This window comes from Fibrobacter sp. (assembly GCA_017503015.1).
In the GTDB taxonomy this organism is placed as follows: domain Bacteria; phylum Fibrobacterota; class Fibrobacteria; order Fibrobacterales; family Fibrobacteraceae; genus Fibrobacter.
Map to the genome: position 1 here is coordinate 70,117 of JAFVTX010000049.1, position 16,787 is coordinate 86,903.

The 16,787-nt window shown below is 54.4% G+C and carries 10 protein-coding genes and 2 rRNA genes; 2 read left to right on the forward strand and 10 right to left on the reverse strand.

What is annotated here, in order from left to right; genetic code table 11:
* Window positions 1-81: 81 nt before the first annotated feature.
* Genes IKB43_08975 through IKB43_08995 form a run of 5 tightly spaced genes read right to left on the reverse strand, consistent with a single transcriptional unit; the run spans window position 82 to window position 5,972 of the window.
* Window positions 82-891 (reverse strand): ABC transporter ATP-binding protein, encoded by an 810-nt coding sequence (locus IKB43_08975; protein ID MBR2470266.1) that lies wholly within the window; start codon window positions 889-891, stop codon window positions 82-84.
* The gene (locus IKB43_08980; protein ID MBR2470267.1) at window positions 881-1,882 is read right to left on the reverse strand and encodes an ABC transporter ATP-binding protein; all 1,002 of its coding nucleotides are present in this window, start codon (window positions 1,880-1,882) and stop codon (window positions 881-883) included. The genes IKB43_08975 and IKB43_08980 overlap by 11 nt, the downstream gene beginning before the upstream one ends.
* 12 nt (window positions 1,883-1,894) lie before the next feature.
* On the reverse strand, window positions 1,895-2,740 hold the full coding sequence (locus IKB43_08985) for an ABC transporter permease (protein ID MBR2470268.1): 846 nt from the start codon (window positions 2,738-2,740) through the stop codon (window positions 1,895-1,897).
* Window positions 2,741-2,742: 2 nt separating this feature from the next.
* Window positions 2,743-4,128: an ABC transporter permease gene (locus IKB43_08990; protein ID MBR2470269.1), complete on the reverse strand. Its 1,386-nt coding sequence runs from the start codon at window positions 4,126-4,128 to the stop codon at window positions 2,743-2,745.
* Between the two features lie 11 nt (window positions 4,129-4,139).
* Window positions 4,140-5,972: an ABC transporter substrate-binding protein gene (locus IKB43_08995; protein ID MBR2470270.1), complete on the reverse strand. Its 1,833-nt coding sequence runs from the start codon at window positions 5,970-5,972 to the stop codon at window positions 4,140-4,142.
* 252 nt (window positions 5,973-6,224) lie between these two features.
* On the opposite strand from IKB43_08995, the gene folD reads away from it, so the two are divergent.
* Complete coding sequence (folD, locus tag IKB43_09000; GenBank protein MBR2470271.1) at window positions 6,225-7,064, forward strand: bifunctional methylenetetrahydrofolate dehydrogenase/methenyltetrahydrofolate cyclohydrolase FolD; 840 nt, start codon at window positions 6,225-6,227, stop codon at window positions 7,062-7,064.
* A 134-nt stretch (window positions 7,065-7,198) separates the two neighbouring features.
* Here folD and IKB43_09005 read toward each other — a convergent pair whose 3' ends face one another.
* Complete coding sequence (locus IKB43_09005) at window positions 7,199-7,525, reverse strand: hypothetical protein (GenBank protein ID MBR2470272.1); 327 nt, start codon at window positions 7,523-7,525, stop codon at window positions 7,199-7,201.
* Window positions 7,526-7,563: 38 nt separating this feature from the next.
* Window positions 7,564-9,348 (reverse strand): polysaccharide deacetylase family protein, encoded by a 1,785-nt coding sequence (locus IKB43_09010; GenBank protein ID MBR2470273.1) that lies wholly within the window; start codon window positions 9,346-9,348, stop codon window positions 7,564-7,566.
* A 111-nt stretch (window positions 9,349-9,459) separates the two neighbouring features.
* Here IKB43_09010 and IKB43_09015 point away from each other — a divergent pair, with 111 nt between their 5' ends.
* Window positions 9,460-11,358: an ABC-F family ATP-binding cassette domain-containing protein gene (locus tag IKB43_09015; protein MBR2470274.1), complete on the forward strand. Its 1,899-nt coding sequence runs from the start codon at window positions 9,460-9,462 to the stop codon at window positions 11,356-11,358.
* A 106-nt stretch (window positions 11,359-11,464) separates the two neighbouring features.
* On the opposite strand, the gene IKB43_09020 is transcribed toward IKB43_09015, so the two are convergent.
* The 3 genes from IKB43_09020 to IKB43_09030 all read right to left on the reverse strand — a co-directional run.
* Complete coding sequence (locus IKB43_09020) at window positions 11,465-15,745, reverse strand: fibro-slime domain-containing protein (GenBank protein MBR2470275.1); 4,281 nt, start codon at window positions 15,743-15,745, stop codon at window positions 11,465-11,467.
* A 509-nt stretch (window positions 15,746-16,254) separates the two neighbouring features.
* A 5S ribosomal RNA gene (gene rrf, locus IKB43_09025) occupies window positions 16,255-16,369 on the reverse strand.
* A gap of 128 nt (window positions 16,370-16,497) precedes the next feature.
* Window positions 16,498-16,787: ribosomal RNA gene (locus IKB43_09030) — 23S ribosomal RNA — on the reverse strand; the annotation flags it as partial.

Here is a 16,787-nt window from a genome sequence, read left to right on the forward strand (position 1 = left end):
CCCTATCGCTATGCTCCAGGGTTCCAGAATGACAACGGGGATGACAAATGCGGAGCAGGGCTTTTCACCCCAAACCACTGTTTACTTCTTAGAGCGATGGCTGTTCTTGATCCATTCGGTCTTGTGGACTTCGGGGATATCGTCCAGCAGGCGGAGCGTATGCGGCTCAGTGGTGTTGTCCAGCACTTCTGCCGGAGTACCCTGGTTCACAATCTTTCCGTCGTGCATGATGAAGATTCGGTCAGACACGTAGTTGGCAAGGCCGATATCGTGGGTCACGAACACCACGGTCATCTTCAGCTCGTCTTTCAACTTGCGGAGATAATCCAAGATGTTGGCGCGCACGCAGGCGTCCACCATGGAGGTGGCTTCGTCGGCAATCAGTACCTTCGGGCGGAGCGCGAAGATACGGGCCAAGAGCATACGCTGCATCTGACCACCCGAAAGTTCGAAGGGATACTTGCCTTCAATATCGGAGGGCTTCACGTTCACAGCCATCAGGCCTTCGTCCACACGGCGGCGGACTTCTTCCTTGGAGGGCTTGTTCTTGAGCACGTTCAGGGCGTCTTCCAGCTGGCTACGGATAGTAAAGAACTGGTTGAAGCATCCGAACGGGTCCTGGAACACGAACTGAACCTCGTTCCAGTGGTCCTTCAGGTTCTTGATCTTGTGATCCCTGTAGAGGAACTGGCCGCGGGTGGGTTCGTAGAGGCCGAGCATGATTTTTGCCAGCACGGACTTGCCGCAACCGGAGCCACCCACGATGGAGATGAATTCTTCGTCATAGATGTCGAAGGAAACATCCTTCACGGCGGTCTTCAGGGTCTTGCCCGCGCCAAAGTCCTTGCTAATGCGCTTGGCAGAAAATACAACAGGCTTATCACTCAGCATAATCGCACCTCACATCACGACCACCGACAACGCGGAGGTTCTGGGTATTCTTCTTGCAGTCGGGGCATGCCTTTTTGCAACGGTCGGCAAAGCGGCAACCCGTAATCTTGTTACGCAGGCTCGGAGGTGCGCCTTCGATTGCCACCGGGTGGCGGTGACGCTGGCTGGCCTCGGTACTGAGCATGGCACCCATAAGAGCCTGGGTGTAGGGGTGACGAGGATCCTTCACCACCTGTTCTGCAGTGCCCTTTTCCACGAATTCGCCCGCGTACATGATGGCGATATTGTCGGCCACGTGGTACAGCAGCGGAAGTTCGTGGGTAATGAAAATCATGGTGCTGAAGATGCCCTTGTCCAGAAGGTCAAAGATCAACTTGATCACTTCTTTCTGGGTAGAAACGTCCAAAGCAGAGGTGGGTTCGTCGGCAATCACCATCTGGGGGTTCAAAAGCGTAGAGATACCGATCACGGAACGCTGGCGTTCACCGGCGGTAAGCTGGATGGGGTAAGAATCCAGCACGCGCTTGGTGTCCATGCCAAACAGGTCGAAGCGCTCGCAAAGGCGGTCATAGACTTCCTTCTTGTCCAGGTGCTTGCCGGGCTGCTGGTGGGCGCCAATCACGTCGGCGGCGATATCCTTGATTTTGCGGACCGGGTTCAGGGCGTTAAAAGCGCCCTGGGGAATCATGGAAACCTTCTGGGCAAGCACGTTCTTGCGAACATCCTCGATAGAGCGGTTCATCAAAGATTCCATCTTGTCGCCGCTCTTTACGCGCACGTCACCGTCGCCTTCGGGATAGAGAGGCGGGATGCACATGCCCATAAGGCCAGACACCAAGGTGGATTTACCACAACCGGATTCACCGGCGATACCCAGGATTTCACCCTGCTTCATGGAGAAGCTCACATTGGTCACCGCGTGGGTCTTGTCGCCAAAGCGGCCCAGGTAGTAGAGGCTCAGGTTTTCGACTTCAAATACATTTTCAGACATTTTCTAAACCTCCTACTTGCGAAGACGCGGGTTAAAGACGCCTTCCATGGAAGTATTGATCAGGAACAGCGCGAACACCGTCAGGGTAATGATGATGGTGGCGGGCAAGAAGGCGATCCAGATGCCGTCGGAAAGGGCACCGTTGTCCTTCGCCTGGTTCAAGATGATACCCAGAGAAGTGGAATCCAGAGGACCAAGGCCGATCATGGAGATGGAGGCTTCGGAAAGGATACCGGAGGACACCTGCATGATGAACACCATGAACACGTAAGAAAGCAGGTACGGAAGCACGTGCTTGATAACGATCGTGAGCGTAGACGCACCGTTGATCTTTGCAAGGGAGATATGGTCACGGCTGCGCAGCGAAGAAGCCTGGGCACGCACCGCACGGGCAGACCAGCTCCAAGCCGTAAGGCCGATGATAAGACCAATCAGCGTCAAAGAACGACCGTCCTTAACAGCAGAGCTGATAAGCACGAGAATCACGAACTGCGGAATCACGATGAAGATGTTGGTGAGCATGTTCAACACTTCGTCAATCCATCCGCCGCGGAAACCGCCAAAGAGGCCGATAAGCACACCGATGGTGGTGGCGATGATGCCCGCCACCAGGCCCACATAGAGGGAGCTGCGGAGGCCTTCGATCAAGAGAGACACGTAGTCACGGCCCAGGTGGTCGGTACCCAGCAGGTGATCGCCGCTGGAGCCCGCATAGGGCCCAGCCACGATGTCACGAGCGTTGATGTCCACATGGTAGAACATGGGGCCAAACAGCGCAATCAACAGGGTAATAATGAAGATAGAGATACCGATGACAAACATCGGGGACTTGAGAAGGTTTCTTAATAGTTTTCCCATGATTACTTACCTCCCATCTGGAGACCGGCCTTGACACGGGGGTCAAACACCGCAATCAAAACGTCAACGGCAAAGTTAGCCACGAGCACGCAGGTCGAAATCATCAAGGTACAACCCTGAATGGTTGCGTAGTCGTTCTGCTGGATAGCGGTAAGCATCGCCATACCGAGACCCGGGTAAGAGAAAATCATTTCGGTAATGAGGGCGCCGCCCACCATGGTACCGAGGCTCTGGGCAAGGCCGGTGAGCTGCGGAAGCATGGCGTTACGGAACACGTAGCTGATAATCTTGCCTTCGCGAAGTCCAAGCCACTTGGCGTACTTCATGTAGTCGGTACCCAGTTCGTAGATGGACATGGAACGCATACCCGTTGCCTGACCCGAAAGCAGAATCGGGAACACCGAGAAGAAGGGCAGAATGTAGTACCAGCCCACACTCTTGATGCAACCCCAGGAGAAGCTCAGCTCCGTAATGTCGGGGCTGTAGGCGCCCATGGCAGGGAACCAACCGAGAGTGATGGAGAAGAGCGCCACCAAGAGCATACCGAACACGAAGAAGGGAATGCCGTTCAGGAACATGGCGCAGGGGAAGAACACCTTGTCGAAGATGCCGCGCTTGTAGGCAGCGAAAGCACCGAGAAGGTTACCGATAATCCAGCCGAGGATAATGGTGGGAGCCTGGATAAGGAGCGTCCAAGGAACGGATTCCTTGATGATGTCCACCACCGGCTTCGGATACTGGCTGTAAGAGATACCCAGGTCACCCTTGAATACGTTCTTGATATAGACCAGGAACTGGGAGAATCCAGAAGCAAGGCGAGGGTCGGCCTTCTTGACCACTTCGTCCACCATGACGGTGTCCTGGCGTTCGGCCTGGTACTGTTCCATCACGGGAACCTGTTCCACCTTGGCCACCTTCTTCTTGGTCTTCGGGTCCTTTTCCATGACCGGCTTGCCCTTTTCGTCGAGCACCGGCTTTTCTTCGAACACCGGGTTACCCTCGGCGTCCACCACCTGGCGCTCCAGCATCTTGGGCGTGCCGTCTTCGTTCACTTCCTTGACGGTCTTCAGCACGGGGGCGCCGTTTTCGTCCAGCTTTGCCACCTTGACCGTCTTCATCTGGCCGTTGGCATCCACCTCGGGGTCGTAGATCACGTTACCCTGGTCGTCCAGCTCGGCCATACCGAAAGCCTTGAGCAGGCCTTCTTTCTTGAGCTTGGCTTCTTCGGGCGAAAGGCCCTGGGCGGCCTTACCCATAATGATGTCCACAGGGTTGTTCTCACCCATACGGGGCAACGTAAAGTTAATCGCCACGGCGACAACAAACGTCAAGAGATACCAGAATCCCTTCTGCAGGACATAGCGCAACATTGGATATTGTTTAAGCATTTGTCGTCCTTTTATTTAGCAAGCTTGAGGTTCCAAAGAATCTTGGTGCCGGAGGCAATCCACGGGAGCTGCGGCGGAGCGTAGGGGTTTTCGGCAGTGGGCCAGTTGGTCCATACGCGGTCGCTGAATTCGTAGAACTGTTCGGGCAGGTAAACCAGCGGAATGGAGGGCTGGTCTTCCATGAAAATCTTGTTGAGTTCGCGGTAAGCCTTCGCGATTTCTTCGGGGTCGGTCATCAGCGGGATTGCAGACATCAACTGGTCCACTTCGGGGCGGAATTCAGGAGTGCCCGGCTGGTTGTAACGGCCGATGTTGGTACCGGCCCAGGCGCCAAGAGGCTGCCAGTCGCGGCTGGACATGACTTCATTGAAACGGCTCCACGGCAGAGACGGAGACACGTCGGCAGAGGGCTTGTCCATGAGCAGGTCGAAGTTACCCGTACCCTTGGCAGGCCAGTACTGACCGCCATCTACAAAGCCTTCACGCACGTCGATACCGGCCTTACGCATGCCTTCTACGGCGATGGTCACCATGGCTTCCCAGTCGGTCCAACCGGCAGGGCTCGTGATGAACAGCGTGGGGAGCTTTTCGCCCTTGGCGTTTTCCATGTGGTCAAGAGTTCCATCGCTCTTCCATACAGACTTGAAGCCCGCTTCGGAAAGCATCTGCTTCACGGTGCTCAAGCGTTCGTTCTCGTCGGTAATGGCGAGGTTCACGCCGTACTTCTGGGCGTCTTCTTCATTGATGTACTTGCCTTCAAGACCGGTAGGCATAATCAGGCCCGGCTTCAAGGTAGAGGTGTAGTTGGAAACGGCGAACTGGCGGATAGCGGTGTAGTCGATAGCCGTTGCCAGAGCCCTACGGAAACGCTTGTCGTTGAGCGGTTCCTTCATGGTGTTGATCATGAGCATGGGCATGGCGCCAGGTGCAAAGTAAGGCGGTTCGTTGAACCAGGTATGCACGCCGCGCTTGCGCCAAATGCGGGTCACGAAGCTCATGGAAGCATCGAGGTTACCCGTGGTGAGAGCGATGGTGTTAGCATCGTTGCTCTTGTAAATGGGGTGAACCACGTACTTAGGAGCGGGGAGCTTGCCGTCGTGGAGGGCGGCATTACCCCAGTAGTCGTCACGACGCTGCAAGATAATCTTGTTGGGGTCGGCGGACATGATATTGTAGGGGCCAGAAACCACCGGGTTCTTGTCCATGGTGAGTTTCTTGACTTCGTCGAGACCCTTTTCGGCAATCAGCGGCTCGAACACGTGGGCCGGAGCGATACGGATTGCCTGGAGCAGGTCGCGCACAGACAGCGGGTTGTTCCTCTGGGCCTTGTTCACGATAAAGGCCAGACGTTCGCCAATCATCTTGCGTTCGGCGGTGGAGTCCTCGGATGCCGGTTCGGCGTAAAGGGTGTCCACATGAATGTCGGAAATCTGTTCGGAGGTATTGATGGAACCCTTGGTGAAAATGAACTTCACGTCGTTGGAGTTCACCTGCACCCCGTCGCTCCACTTGGCAGCGGGGTTCAGGGTAACCACGATGCTGTCGTTATTGGAGAGGTCTTCGTCCAGGTGTCCCAGAAGGTCCTCGATCTGGCCGTTCAAGGTGTTATAGGTAATAAGCGGTTCGTAAACCAGGTTAAAACGACCACCCACGGGCCAGGCAGCCATCCAGCTTTCGGCAAGGGGGTTGAATGTCGCGGGAGCGCCCCATTGCTGACCGGACAGGTAGAGCGTCTCCTGGCGAGGAAGCGCACCTTCGACCTGGTCACTTCCACAACCCGAAAAGACGATACCACTTGCCGAGAGAGCCAAAAGCATCTTGGCAGTAGATTTCATAGCAATCATTATATCCTCATTTTATATAGCCAAAAACGGCATCGATGAAAATCGTTTTTTAATCTAGTTTATTTATGGCCAAAAATTCACGGCAAAAAAAATTTTTCTGTTTACAAGGCGTTGAGCGTCGGGGTGTTGGAAACGTTTGTTTAAGAATGTTTACAAAATAGTGCAACCTCAAACCCCTAAATCCTAACCCCTAGATCCTAGTCCCTAAATCCTATCCCCTATTTACTATCTTGTGCCCAAAACGGAGTTTATATGGCAGCACTCATCCTGGACGGCAAGGCACTCGCCAAGACCACTGAAGAAGAACTCAGCGCCCGCGTGGCGAAACTCAAGGAAAAAACGGGCAAGACCCCGATACTCGCCACCATCCTGGTGGGCGACGACCCGGCCAGCGCCACGTATGTGAAGATGAAGGGCAACGCCTGCGCCCGGGTGGGCATGGAAAGCATCCGCGTGGTGCTCCCCAAGAACACCACCACCGAAGAACTCCTCAACAAAATCCAAGAACTGAACGAGAACCGCGACGTGCACGGAATTCTTTTGCAGCACCCGGTCCCGCGCCACATTGACGAACGCGCCGCATTCGAAGCCATTGACGCCCGCAAGGACGTGGACGGCGTGACCTGCCTGGGCTTTGGCCGTATGGCCATGGGCGAACCCGCATATGGATGCGCAACGCCGGCCGGCATCATGCGTCTCTTGAAGGCATACAACATCCCGCTCGCGGGCAAGCACGCCGTCGTGGTGGGCCGTAGCGCGATTCTTGGCAAGCCCATGGCCATGATGCTCCTGAACGCAGACTGCACCGTGACCATCTGCCACAGCAAGACTGAAAACCTCCCCGAATTTGTGGGTCAGGCCGACATCCTGGTGGGTGCAGTCGGCAAGCCCGAGTTCATCAAGAAGGAATGGATCAAGCAGGGTGCCGTCGTGGTGGATGCCGGCTACCATCCGGGTGGCGTGGGTGATATCGAGAAAGGTCTCGACGACGTGGCCAGCGCGTATACTCCGGTTCCTGGCGGCGTGGGCCCCATGACCATCAACACCCTCATCTACCAGAGCGTGGAATCCGGCGAGAAATACTTAGGGTAGGAGTTACGCCCTACGGGCTAGTTCTGAGTTACTAGTTACTAGAATTTCAAGAAACAAAAAGCTACAAGAACCAGCGAACTAGTAACTAGCCCGAAGGGCAAAGTAACTATCAACTATTAACTGCGCCGCAGGCGCTACCGTCTGGAGCGTTCCAGCTCCACCGCATCCGTTTCGGGAGAATTGGGCGAAAGCATTCCCTTCACCATGTCGCCTACAAATTCTGCACCGACACCAATTACAGTCCCGATGGTGGAATCGTTAGAAAATTGACGGCTATCCATAGAGGCGGTCGCTCCGGCAAGTGCCGAATTCTTACCTGAATCCGCAGCGTCCACATAGACCATGGGCGCCGATTTTTCTTTCAAGAGAATCGAATCGGTACCAGATGAAGCAGGCTTAGGCATCAGTTGGCAGAAACCAGCCGAAATGAACAAAAGAATAATGAAAATAGCCCGCATCATCGCGGGCCAAATATAACAATTTCAGTTCAGACAAGCTATCACTTGCGGACCTGGACACTCCTTGTAGAGGAACCATTTCCATAACGCAGCACGTATGTCCCCTTAGAAAGTCCCCTACTGGCGGTGCTCCACAGGTTTTGCACGCCACCCTGGGCAGAAACAGTTCCGGACTTGAGCAAGTGACCATTTATGTCAAAAACTTGGTACTGGACAGGGCCCGACAAGGAATTCAACCGCAGGTTTTTCGCCACGGGAATCACTTCCGGGCACTGGGCATTGGAAGACGTCAACTTTATCCAGTCCACGTTAATGTAACTATCGTCAAAATGGACCCTGATGACATTATCCCCGGGAACAAGATTCAAGGTTCCGCTACCGTTGACTTCGGCATAGGCATTCCAGTCGTCGGGCGTGCTGGGAACATCCACCGCCACCTCTCCAGCCACATTGTCCGCAGATACCGTGAACCGGGCTTTATTCGCCGCCCCCGTGGCCGCACGAGCCACCACGCTGAACTGCCCTTCGCATCGAATAACCAGCGAATAGGCATACCACTCCCCTGCCATGGTGTAGCCCACACCGTAGCCGTCTGTTCCCACCTTCACGATACCGGCATCGTCTGAGCGGTAACCGGTGGCTTCGCTGTCATCGTTCAAGGCGCTGTAGCCAACACCCTCGCCGCCCGGCATGTAGTCTTCCATTTCAAGCTTGTATTCAACAGAGCCCCCGATACTAGAATTGCTAGAAGCAGGCTGTGCGGCGGAACTGCTGGTGGGGGTAGAGGCACTGCTGGCGGGGGGTGTAGAACCACCACTAGAAATCACAATGTCTCCACCATTTGGGACAGCATCGAAATAGATGTAGCCATCCTTGATGGAGGTCGTAATGGCCTTGCCGCCCTGGGTTCCGCTGGCAGCGGTCCAATTATTGTCGTTCTTTATACGGAGCGAAAGGGGATACTCGTATTTGGAAACATCATTGGCAATAGTATGGGTCAGCTTGACCGTAATGGAACTTCCGCTAGTAGATGCCGTTGCCGTACTAGCATTGCGTTCCTTGATGTACATGGCAACATGACCCATCGGAGCGACCCAGATTTTACTGTCATTTTGCTTGGCATACTGGAGGCCGTCTTCCATAGCACTTGCATTGGTCGGAGAGTAATTCGCATAGCCGTTTGTTCCCGTTGTAAAGCCATGGGTGAGGAACGCGACCCAGCCGCCTTGCTGAACGGCCGTTTGCATATTGCCCTTGAAATCGCTGGTACCATTACTGCCCGTCATCATCGCAGGGACTGCAGCCCAGTTGCTCGGGCCATTCTTACCCATAATACTAGAGCCAGAATTACAAATTCTTCCGACGACATAATTCTGCAGGACCTGGGCATCGCCGGGAGTATTGCAGTTCGGGTATGCAAGCGTTACACAACCGTAGGGCTGCTGAATATTTTGGTTGATTTTTCCCTTGGATGAAGAAATCTCGTTAGCAGACATCGTTCCTTCGGGGTGGCTTTCGCTATGACTTGCGATTTCGTGACCGGCCGCGGCTAATTCCTTAACTCCACTCCAGGTAAGCATCCCATTAATATTACCGCCCGCCCAATTGGTAACGATATTGAAAGTTGCCTTGTAACCGTACTTTTCAAACATGGGCATAGCGATATCAACATCACTTTGCGGACCATCATCGAACGTGAAAGAAACTGCGGCTGTACGAAAGCCTGCCCAAGTACCGATTTCAACGGTTTGCGCTTCTGCTAGACCCGCAAGGGATAGTGAGAACACCCAACCCACCGCCATTACAAAAGAAAGATTCTTTTTCATGGTTCACCTTTTGGTTATGTCTATTAAGTAAAGATACATCCAATTTTGCAAAAAGGTGCAATCTTTTTTGTAAAATTTGGGATATATGCCCTTTTTTGCTATTTTTGGGCGGTGATTCAAATCCAGAACGTTTCCAAGTCATTCGGAGTCCAGGTCCTTTTGGACGGTGCAAGCCTGCTCATAGGCGACCACGAGCGGGTGGGCCTGGTGGGTCGTAACGGCTGCGGCAAATCGACGCTTTTCAAGATGATTCTCGGCCAGGAATGCCTGGACGGCGGAAACATCGACATTCCCAAGAAATACACCCTGGGCTACCTGCAGCAACATCTGAATTTTACACACGCCACTGTACACGAAGAGGCCTGCAGCGTGTTGAAGCCCAACGAAGACGGCTGGCTAGAAAAACACAAGGTAGAGGCGATTCTCTTCGGTCTCGGTTTCGATGAAGAATCCATGCACAAGAGCCCCATGCTCCTGTCGGGCGGTTTCCAGATTCGCCTGAACCTGGCGAAAGTGCTGGCCGCAGAACCAGACATGCTGTTGCTGGACGAACCCACCAACTACCTGGACATCGTCTCCATGCGATGGCTCAGCCGTTTTTTGCGCAGCTGGAAAGGCGAAGTGCTACTGATTACCCACGACCATCATTTTATGGACGAGGTCTGCACCCACACCGCAGGCATTTTCCGCCACAAAATCCGCAAGGTGAAGGGCTCCGTAGAAAAACTCCGGGAGACCATCGCCGAAGAAGAGGAAGTGGCCCAGCGCACGCAAGAAAACGAGGCCAAGAAAAAGGAACAGCTGGAAAAAGTCATCGAGCGGTTCCGCTACAAGGCCGCGAAGGCCGCCATGGTGCAATCCAAGATCAAGGCAGCGGCAAAGCTTGCCACCGGCGAGCGGCTCACCCACGAGCGCAATCTGGAATTCAGCTTTACCGAGGCGGGATTCCCCGGCAAGAGAATGCTGCAAATCAAGGGGCTCTCGTTTGCATACCCGAACAAGGGCGAAGACGGCAACCTGCAGGGAATGGGTCCCGAACTTATTACCGATTTGACCATGGAAGTTTTCAAGGGGGACCGCATTGCGGTCATCGGCCCCAACGGTCGCGGTAAAACGACGCTCCTGAACCTGATTGCCAAAGAGCTGCAGCCCACCGCAGGCGAAATCAGCTACAACCCGAACTTGCAGATAAACTATTTTGGGCAGACGAACATCAACCGCCTGAACCTGGACAACACCGTCGAAGAAGAAATCGCCTCGGCCATTGAAGAAGTCTCGCAAAAGAGCTGCGCCCGAGGGCTTGCGGGCCTTATGATGTTCAGTGGCGACGCCGCCTTGAAGAAGGTAAAGGTCCTGAGTGGTGGCGAGCGGAGCCGCGTTTTGCTGGGGAAGATTTTGGCCAGCGCCTGCAACATGCTGCTGCTGGACGAACCCACGAACCACCTGGACATGGAATCTATCGAGAGCCTCATCGACGCCCTGGAAGATTACGAAGGAACCGCCCTGGTGGTAACCCACGACGAGGAACTTCTGCACGCCTTTGCCAACCGCCTTGTGGTTTTTGACGGCGGGACCTGCCGCATATTCGAAGGCACTTACGCCGACTTCCTGGAGAAGGTGGGCTGGGCCAGCGAAAAGAAACCCGGCGGCGCAAATTCTGCAAACATCAAGGTATCGAACATCGACGTGAAGGGCGACTCAGAGAATGCCGCGCCCAGCGCCAAAGAAGACCGCAAGGCCCGCGCCGACTACATCGCCGAACGCAGCAAGGTCATCAAGCCCCTGGAAAAGAAGCTTGCCAAAATCGAAGAAGATATCGCCAAGGCCGAAGCCCTGGGGGGCGAACTGGAAGCGAAGTTGGTAGCCGCCTCCGAAAACGGAGACGGCAATGCCATTACCGCCATCGCGAAAGACATGGACGACAACAAGAAAGTCGTGGACAGCCTTTACGAAGACTGGGAAAAGACTTCCGCTGAACTGGAATCAGCGAAGGACCGTTACCCTATTTAGACCGTTCGCGCTAAAAGTTATATCGCCTCTCTGGCATGCGCTCACTCTCGCAACCGCCCTCAATTAATATTGAGGGCTTTGTTGCTCACATTGAACCGCTTTATCCTTATTTCCCGCGACGAATGCCCAGGGTATAGACGTCTTCGTTCTTGCCCTCCACATTCTTTCCGGAATAAATCTTGACCTTGATTTTCGAGATGTAGGGGCCGGTACCGACCAGGCGGCCGTTTTCGCTGCGGGCGTTCCACTCAAAGAAAATGTTTCCCGGGTTCTCGAGGCAGTTGGACCTTGCCGGATTCGAAGCGTTATAGAAAACCTCTTTGTCGTTACACCGCACCGTTCCCTTCGCCTTGTTCACAAAACTTCCCAGATGGGAGAAATAATATCCTTCCCATTCCATCTTGATTAACGAGAGAGCCGAATCCAGGTTGGCATCGCTGGGCAGGTTCGCAATCAGCGTGGTCGCCACCTCCCCCATGTTGAAACTCAGCAAGAAACCGGGCATGCCCAAGCTGTCTATCACGTCATGCACCGACATGTCCGTCGGCACAGAAACGGGGACAATGCTTTCCTTGTAGGGCCACTTTTCAAGGTCGCTTGAAATCGTTATCACCCCCGGCGACTTGATTTCGGTACGCTGTTCCCCTTCGATACGGACCTTGGGATTGTTCTTGTGTGCCTTGTTGCCACTGCGGTCTCCAAATACTCCGGGCACCAGCCGGACAGAATCACCCACGACCGGCAGCACTCCCGAAGCGGACCGGCGGAAATAAACCTTGGCCACGTTGCCGTTACCGCGGATATCCCCTCCAGAAATCGACAAGGAATCCATAAAGTTCTTGCCACCCCTAAAGAACACGAAGGTAGATTCCGGATTCAGTTTTTCTATTTCCGTCCCTTCGCTCAGGTTAATGACCACCATGCTGCTGTTGTCGTTCACCGTCTGCACCATGGCACTCCGAATGACCGGAGCCACCTTGTCCTCGATGCCCGCCCTCATTATGAGCTTGACTTCGTCTCCGGAATCTTCATCGATGTAGGTATAGTGGTACTTCAATGTTCCCGAATAGACCTGGTCCGTAAGCCCAGTGAAAACATCTTTCCGCAGGCCCTTCTTGTCGAACAGCACCAAAATAGAATCGTTTTTCACCAGGGGCCACACGTTTTTCATGCTAGAGACCTTATGCTCCTCGTCGCCGCCAAAAATCCAGGTCAAGGTATCGGGAACCACGTCTTCGAAAGCCTTGCTAAAGTACATCACCAGGCTGTCGGGAATCCCGTTGCCGTCCACGTCAAACATCTGGGATTTTTTCACGATAGGCACGGGAGGTTCCTTGAAATGGATTTCCCGCCACACCAGCTGGTTTCCAATTCCAGGGCCCGACACGGTAAAGTAGGCGTCCACCATGGCGGAATCGCCAATGACGTAGAACTTCGCGTATCCGGCAGAATCCGTTTCAAGAGTGTCCACCAGTTCAAACTTTTCGTTCATAAAGCTGATGGGGAAATCTGAATGGAAAATCACCTTCTCCTTGCAGTTCACCTTGGTCAGGTCTTCCATCTCCCCGCAGGGGGTCTTGCCGAACAGCAGGGCGATTTGTAACGGAACCGTGTCCGGGTAGGCGGCAAAGGCCCAGAGGGTATCGTTCTTGCGGCCTTCGGCCCCGAGGGAGTCTCCCCGCAGGGTAAGCCCCTTGGAATCCATCAGCAGGGAATCGGACAAGTGGAATACGTTTACAAAAGCGATGTCCGGCAGGGGGTATTCCGGCACCGTGAACTTGATAATCTGCTTTTGAGTCAAGTCAGAGGCCAGATAGCAGGTCAGCACATAGTTACCGGGCATAAGGGTTCTCGAATTCACAAATGCGCTGGTATCTACCCAGAACCCCGCCATGTTTTCGTTGATAAAAATACCACCGTAATTCAGTCCCGGTTCCAAGAGAACTCCTTCCATAGGCAGGCTACCGCCTGTCAGGCGGAAAATGGACTGGGCAACTGTGGTATCGATTTTTGTTATGCTGGACACGTCGCAACTAAGGGACTCGTCCATCAGCAACTGCAAGAGTTCGTACTCGATAATGCCATTGTCGTTTTTCTTTTCTACCGGGAAATACGTCTTCTGGGTCTGCAGGTTAATGGAGGTACGCATCTTGAAGTTGGAACCGGTAGCGTTACGCTCCGAGAAGAAAATATGGAAGGGGTATTCCTCGCCTTCGGTGAGTTTAAGGGTATCCAGGTTCACGGCCCCTTCTTCGGGGTTGTGGCAACCACCGATATCCACCACCAGCTTGTTGTTGATGTACACCCACACGTCATCGTCACCGCGGAACTCGAAATACTGCCCCTTGATATACTTGAAACTCGCCGTGATCTTCATGGAGAAACTGTAGTTGTGCTTGCAGCCCTGGATATCGTGATCGTATTTCGGATTCTTGACGGTCCTTGCGGAATCCAGATATTCCAAATCGTCTATCGGGTAGAAACCCGGATTCACGGGATCGTTGCAATCGTTGGGGTTGGTAATGTCCGCAAGCCAGAAACCTTCTTCATCCAACTTCAGGTCAATATCGCGACACACCGCATTGGTGTATTTTTTGCCGGCCTTGTCGCTGGCCACTACTTCGGGGACAAACCAGCGTTCAATCTCGCGGGCTGCCGAACAAATCGCCCAGGGAAATTCCGTAGAATCCACCCGCACCGGATGTCCGTTTACCAGTTCCGGCTTCACCATACCCTTCGCCACACCGCCGCAGGTCTTGAGCGTATCGAGCTTGCCGTCCTTGTAATCGTAGACCTTCGTGTAGTCATTGCCACCGTAGATTCCGCCAAAGTCCACGTCTATGCTGTCGGCAAAGGATTCTCCCGCCCAGTCCAGCACCATGGCCGAAATCTTCAAGGTCGGGCAAATTCCCAGGCGACCCGGGAACTTTTCGCTGAACCTGGGGCCGCTACTGGACAGCGGGTAAGGGTAAACCCAGACCGTATCGTGGAGAGCCATCATGGAATCCAAAGAAATCGGGGTCCCGAGACCGTTGCCCTCGCCCATGGTTCCTTCCAGGCTGTAGTTATCCAGCCCGAAGGTCTGCTTAAAGTGAACATCCCAGCTTTCCGCATGCTTGTAATAGGTGCCCTGGTACCAGCCGCAAGTATCCGTCTGGGTGGAATCGTAAGGATTCGCTCCCACCGGACCCATCTTGATGGTATCGTTTTCCACAATCATCGAGGGCGTCATGTTGTCCCAAGGGCTCATCAGGCGAACCACCTTGGGCTCCGGCGGAGTGAACTGCAAATCAAGCCGGCCTTCGCTAGAAGTATAGAGCCAGCTCTCGTAGACACCCAGCGGGAACAGCGTCGACGCCTGCGGACGCTGGGCGTCCGAGAAATACACCACCTGGGGCCATTCGTTCTGACGGCGGTAAATATTGAACAGGGCCGACGGGGAACCCCAATTTGCGGACTTGACTGTCGCCGGTGCAAAATCGTAGTGGTACCAGTAAGGGTAAGAATCCTTCTCAGTCGCGACGGGATTGTTCAAGATGTTATTGCCGACGGAAATATACACCGCACTGTCGCGGAAGCTGGTGTTGGTCCTCCAGGGGTGGTAGATGTGCAACACGTAGGTCGAATCGAAACAGGTCCCGAGACTCCCTATGGAGTAAGTAACCTTCGGCGTCGCAGCCGTTCCGTCTACAAAAATCGTGTCGTGGCCATTCAAATGCGTGCCCAGGTCCAGCACACCTTTTGCAGGTGTAGTCATGTAGGGAGTCAAGTGCCGCATAAAAAATCCAGACTGCAACGGATTCCGCTTCATCACCGCTGGCGACAACGCCGCATAGAACCAGCCGCACTTGGTGGCATCGTCCATGGCAAAGCGCATCATCACCGTATCCTTGGCAAGAACCAGGTCGGGCAAAGCCTTGTTTCCCCAGGGACTCTTGAACCAAACCATCTTGGAACCCGGAGCCACAAAGGAAACCGTGTACGACATGTCCGTCGTATTCGTGTAGAGCCAGAGCTCCTTTTCAACTCCGAAGAGCGGGACAATCTTTATATTACCAGCTTCGGTCCAAGCCACCTTGTTATTGTTGTTGAAATTCTGGTCGGCAGTATTAGGGTAAATCGCGACGCTGAAAGTCTCCCACTCCTGAAAACCGGAGACATCCTTGCTCCAGGTATAGCTGAACCAGCCATCGCCCTCGTCGGTCATGATGGTCTTCGATGAAGAACCGTATTCCGCATTGTAGTTGGAAGTTCCGCCCAGTATGTGCAATGCATACCCGGATTTCGAGGCGTCGTTACGCCAGGGTGATTGAATATGCACCGTAAGGTTGGCGAAAGAACAGACTGCCGCCACCAGCAAAAACAAGCCTAGAAGCTTTTTTCCCATTACACGTCCCACAAAAATTTAGAACAAAAGATAGTAAAATAGTGGTTAAGTTGTAGGTGGTAGGGCCGCAGGGGACAAGAGGTTCGTGGTGGGAGGCTCGGGATGTAGTGTGGTGTGAAGTGTGAGATGTGTCCTGAAAGCCGAACGATCGCCCGTGAGCCGTAATAGTCAGGCGCAAGCTGGCTATGAGTGCGAGAGTGAGGCGATTCCGGAGCTTCACGTACGCAAGGGAGCCGAACGGTCGCCCGTGAGCCGTAATAGCCAGGCGTAAGCTGGCTATGAAGGCGAGAGTGAGGCGATTCCGGAGCTTCACGTGCGCAAGGGAGCCGAACGGTCGTTAAAAGGGGTAGGCCTCCCCCTGGCTCGCACGCTGTCGCTCGCCACCCCCTCGTGCGTCGGGGGCAGCCCGTCACGGGCTCGGGTCCGGCAAGGAGGTGCCCGCCTGCGCGGGCATGACAACGCGGGCACAAAAAAAGCCCCGCTCGCCGTTTACGGCAAGCGGGGCGAGAATCCTGCAGCGACCTACTCTCCCGGGCCCGGAGGCCAAGTACCATCGGCGACAGGAGGCTTAACTTCCGTGTTCGGAATGGGAACGGGTGTGACCCTCCGTCGATAACCGCAGAAACATACACAGCCGGCAGGGTCCGTAAGGGACCTGAAGAACGAACCTATCGGAAAGCGTCGAGGTGACCTTGCGTCCCCGACGATGGATCCGGGCTGCCCACGCGGCGCGGAACTGAATCGTTGAAAGAAGAAAAATGCCACACGGGCTATTAGTAACGCTCGGCTCAACGCGTTGCCGCGCTTACACCTGCGTCCTATCGACGTCGTAGTCTACGACGGCCCTACAGGGGGGTGACCCCCGCGAGACCTGATCTTGGGAACGGCTTCACGCTTAGATGCCTTCAGCGTTTCTCCGATCCGAACACGGCTACCCGGCAATGCCACTGGCGTGACAGCCGGTACACCGGAGGTTCGGCCGTCCCGGTCCTCTCGTACTAAGGACAGCTTCCCTCAAGTCTCGAACGCCCACACCGGATAG

Coding starts and splice junctions, on each gene's coding strand:
- IKB43_08975 (MBR2470266.1), bottom strand. CDS start 891: ATGCTGAGTGATAAGCCTGTTGTATTTTCTGCCAAGCGCATTAGCAAG.
- IKB43_08980 (MBR2470267.1), bottom strand. CDS start 1,882: ATGTCTGAAAATGTATTTGAAGTCGAAAACCTGAGCCTCTACTACCTG.
- IKB43_08985 (MBR2470268.1), bottom strand. CDS start 2,740: ATGGGAAAACTATTAAGAAACCTTCTCAAGTCCCCGATGTTTGTCATC.
- IKB43_08990 (MBR2470269.1), bottom strand. CDS start 4,128: ATGCTTAAACAATATCCAATGTTGCGCTATGTCCTGCAGAAGGGATTC.
- IKB43_08995 (MBR2470270.1), bottom strand. CDS start 5,972: ATGATTGCTATGAAATCTACTGCCAAGATGCTTTTGGCTCTCTCGGCA.
- folD (MBR2470271.1), top strand. CDS start 6,225: ATGGCAGCACTCATCCTGGACGGCAAGGCACTCGCCAAGACCACTGAA.
- IKB43_09005 (MBR2470272.1), bottom strand. CDS start 7,525: ATGATGCGGGCTATTTTCATTATTCTTTTGTTCATTTCGGCTGGTTTC.
- IKB43_09010 (MBR2470273.1), bottom strand. CDS start 9,348: ATGAAAAAGAATCTTTCTTTTGTAATGGCGGTGGGTTGGGTGTTCTCA.
- IKB43_09020 (MBR2470275.1), bottom strand. CDS start 15,745: ATGGGAAAAAAGCTTCTAGGCTTGTTTTTGCTGGTGGCGGCAGTCTGT.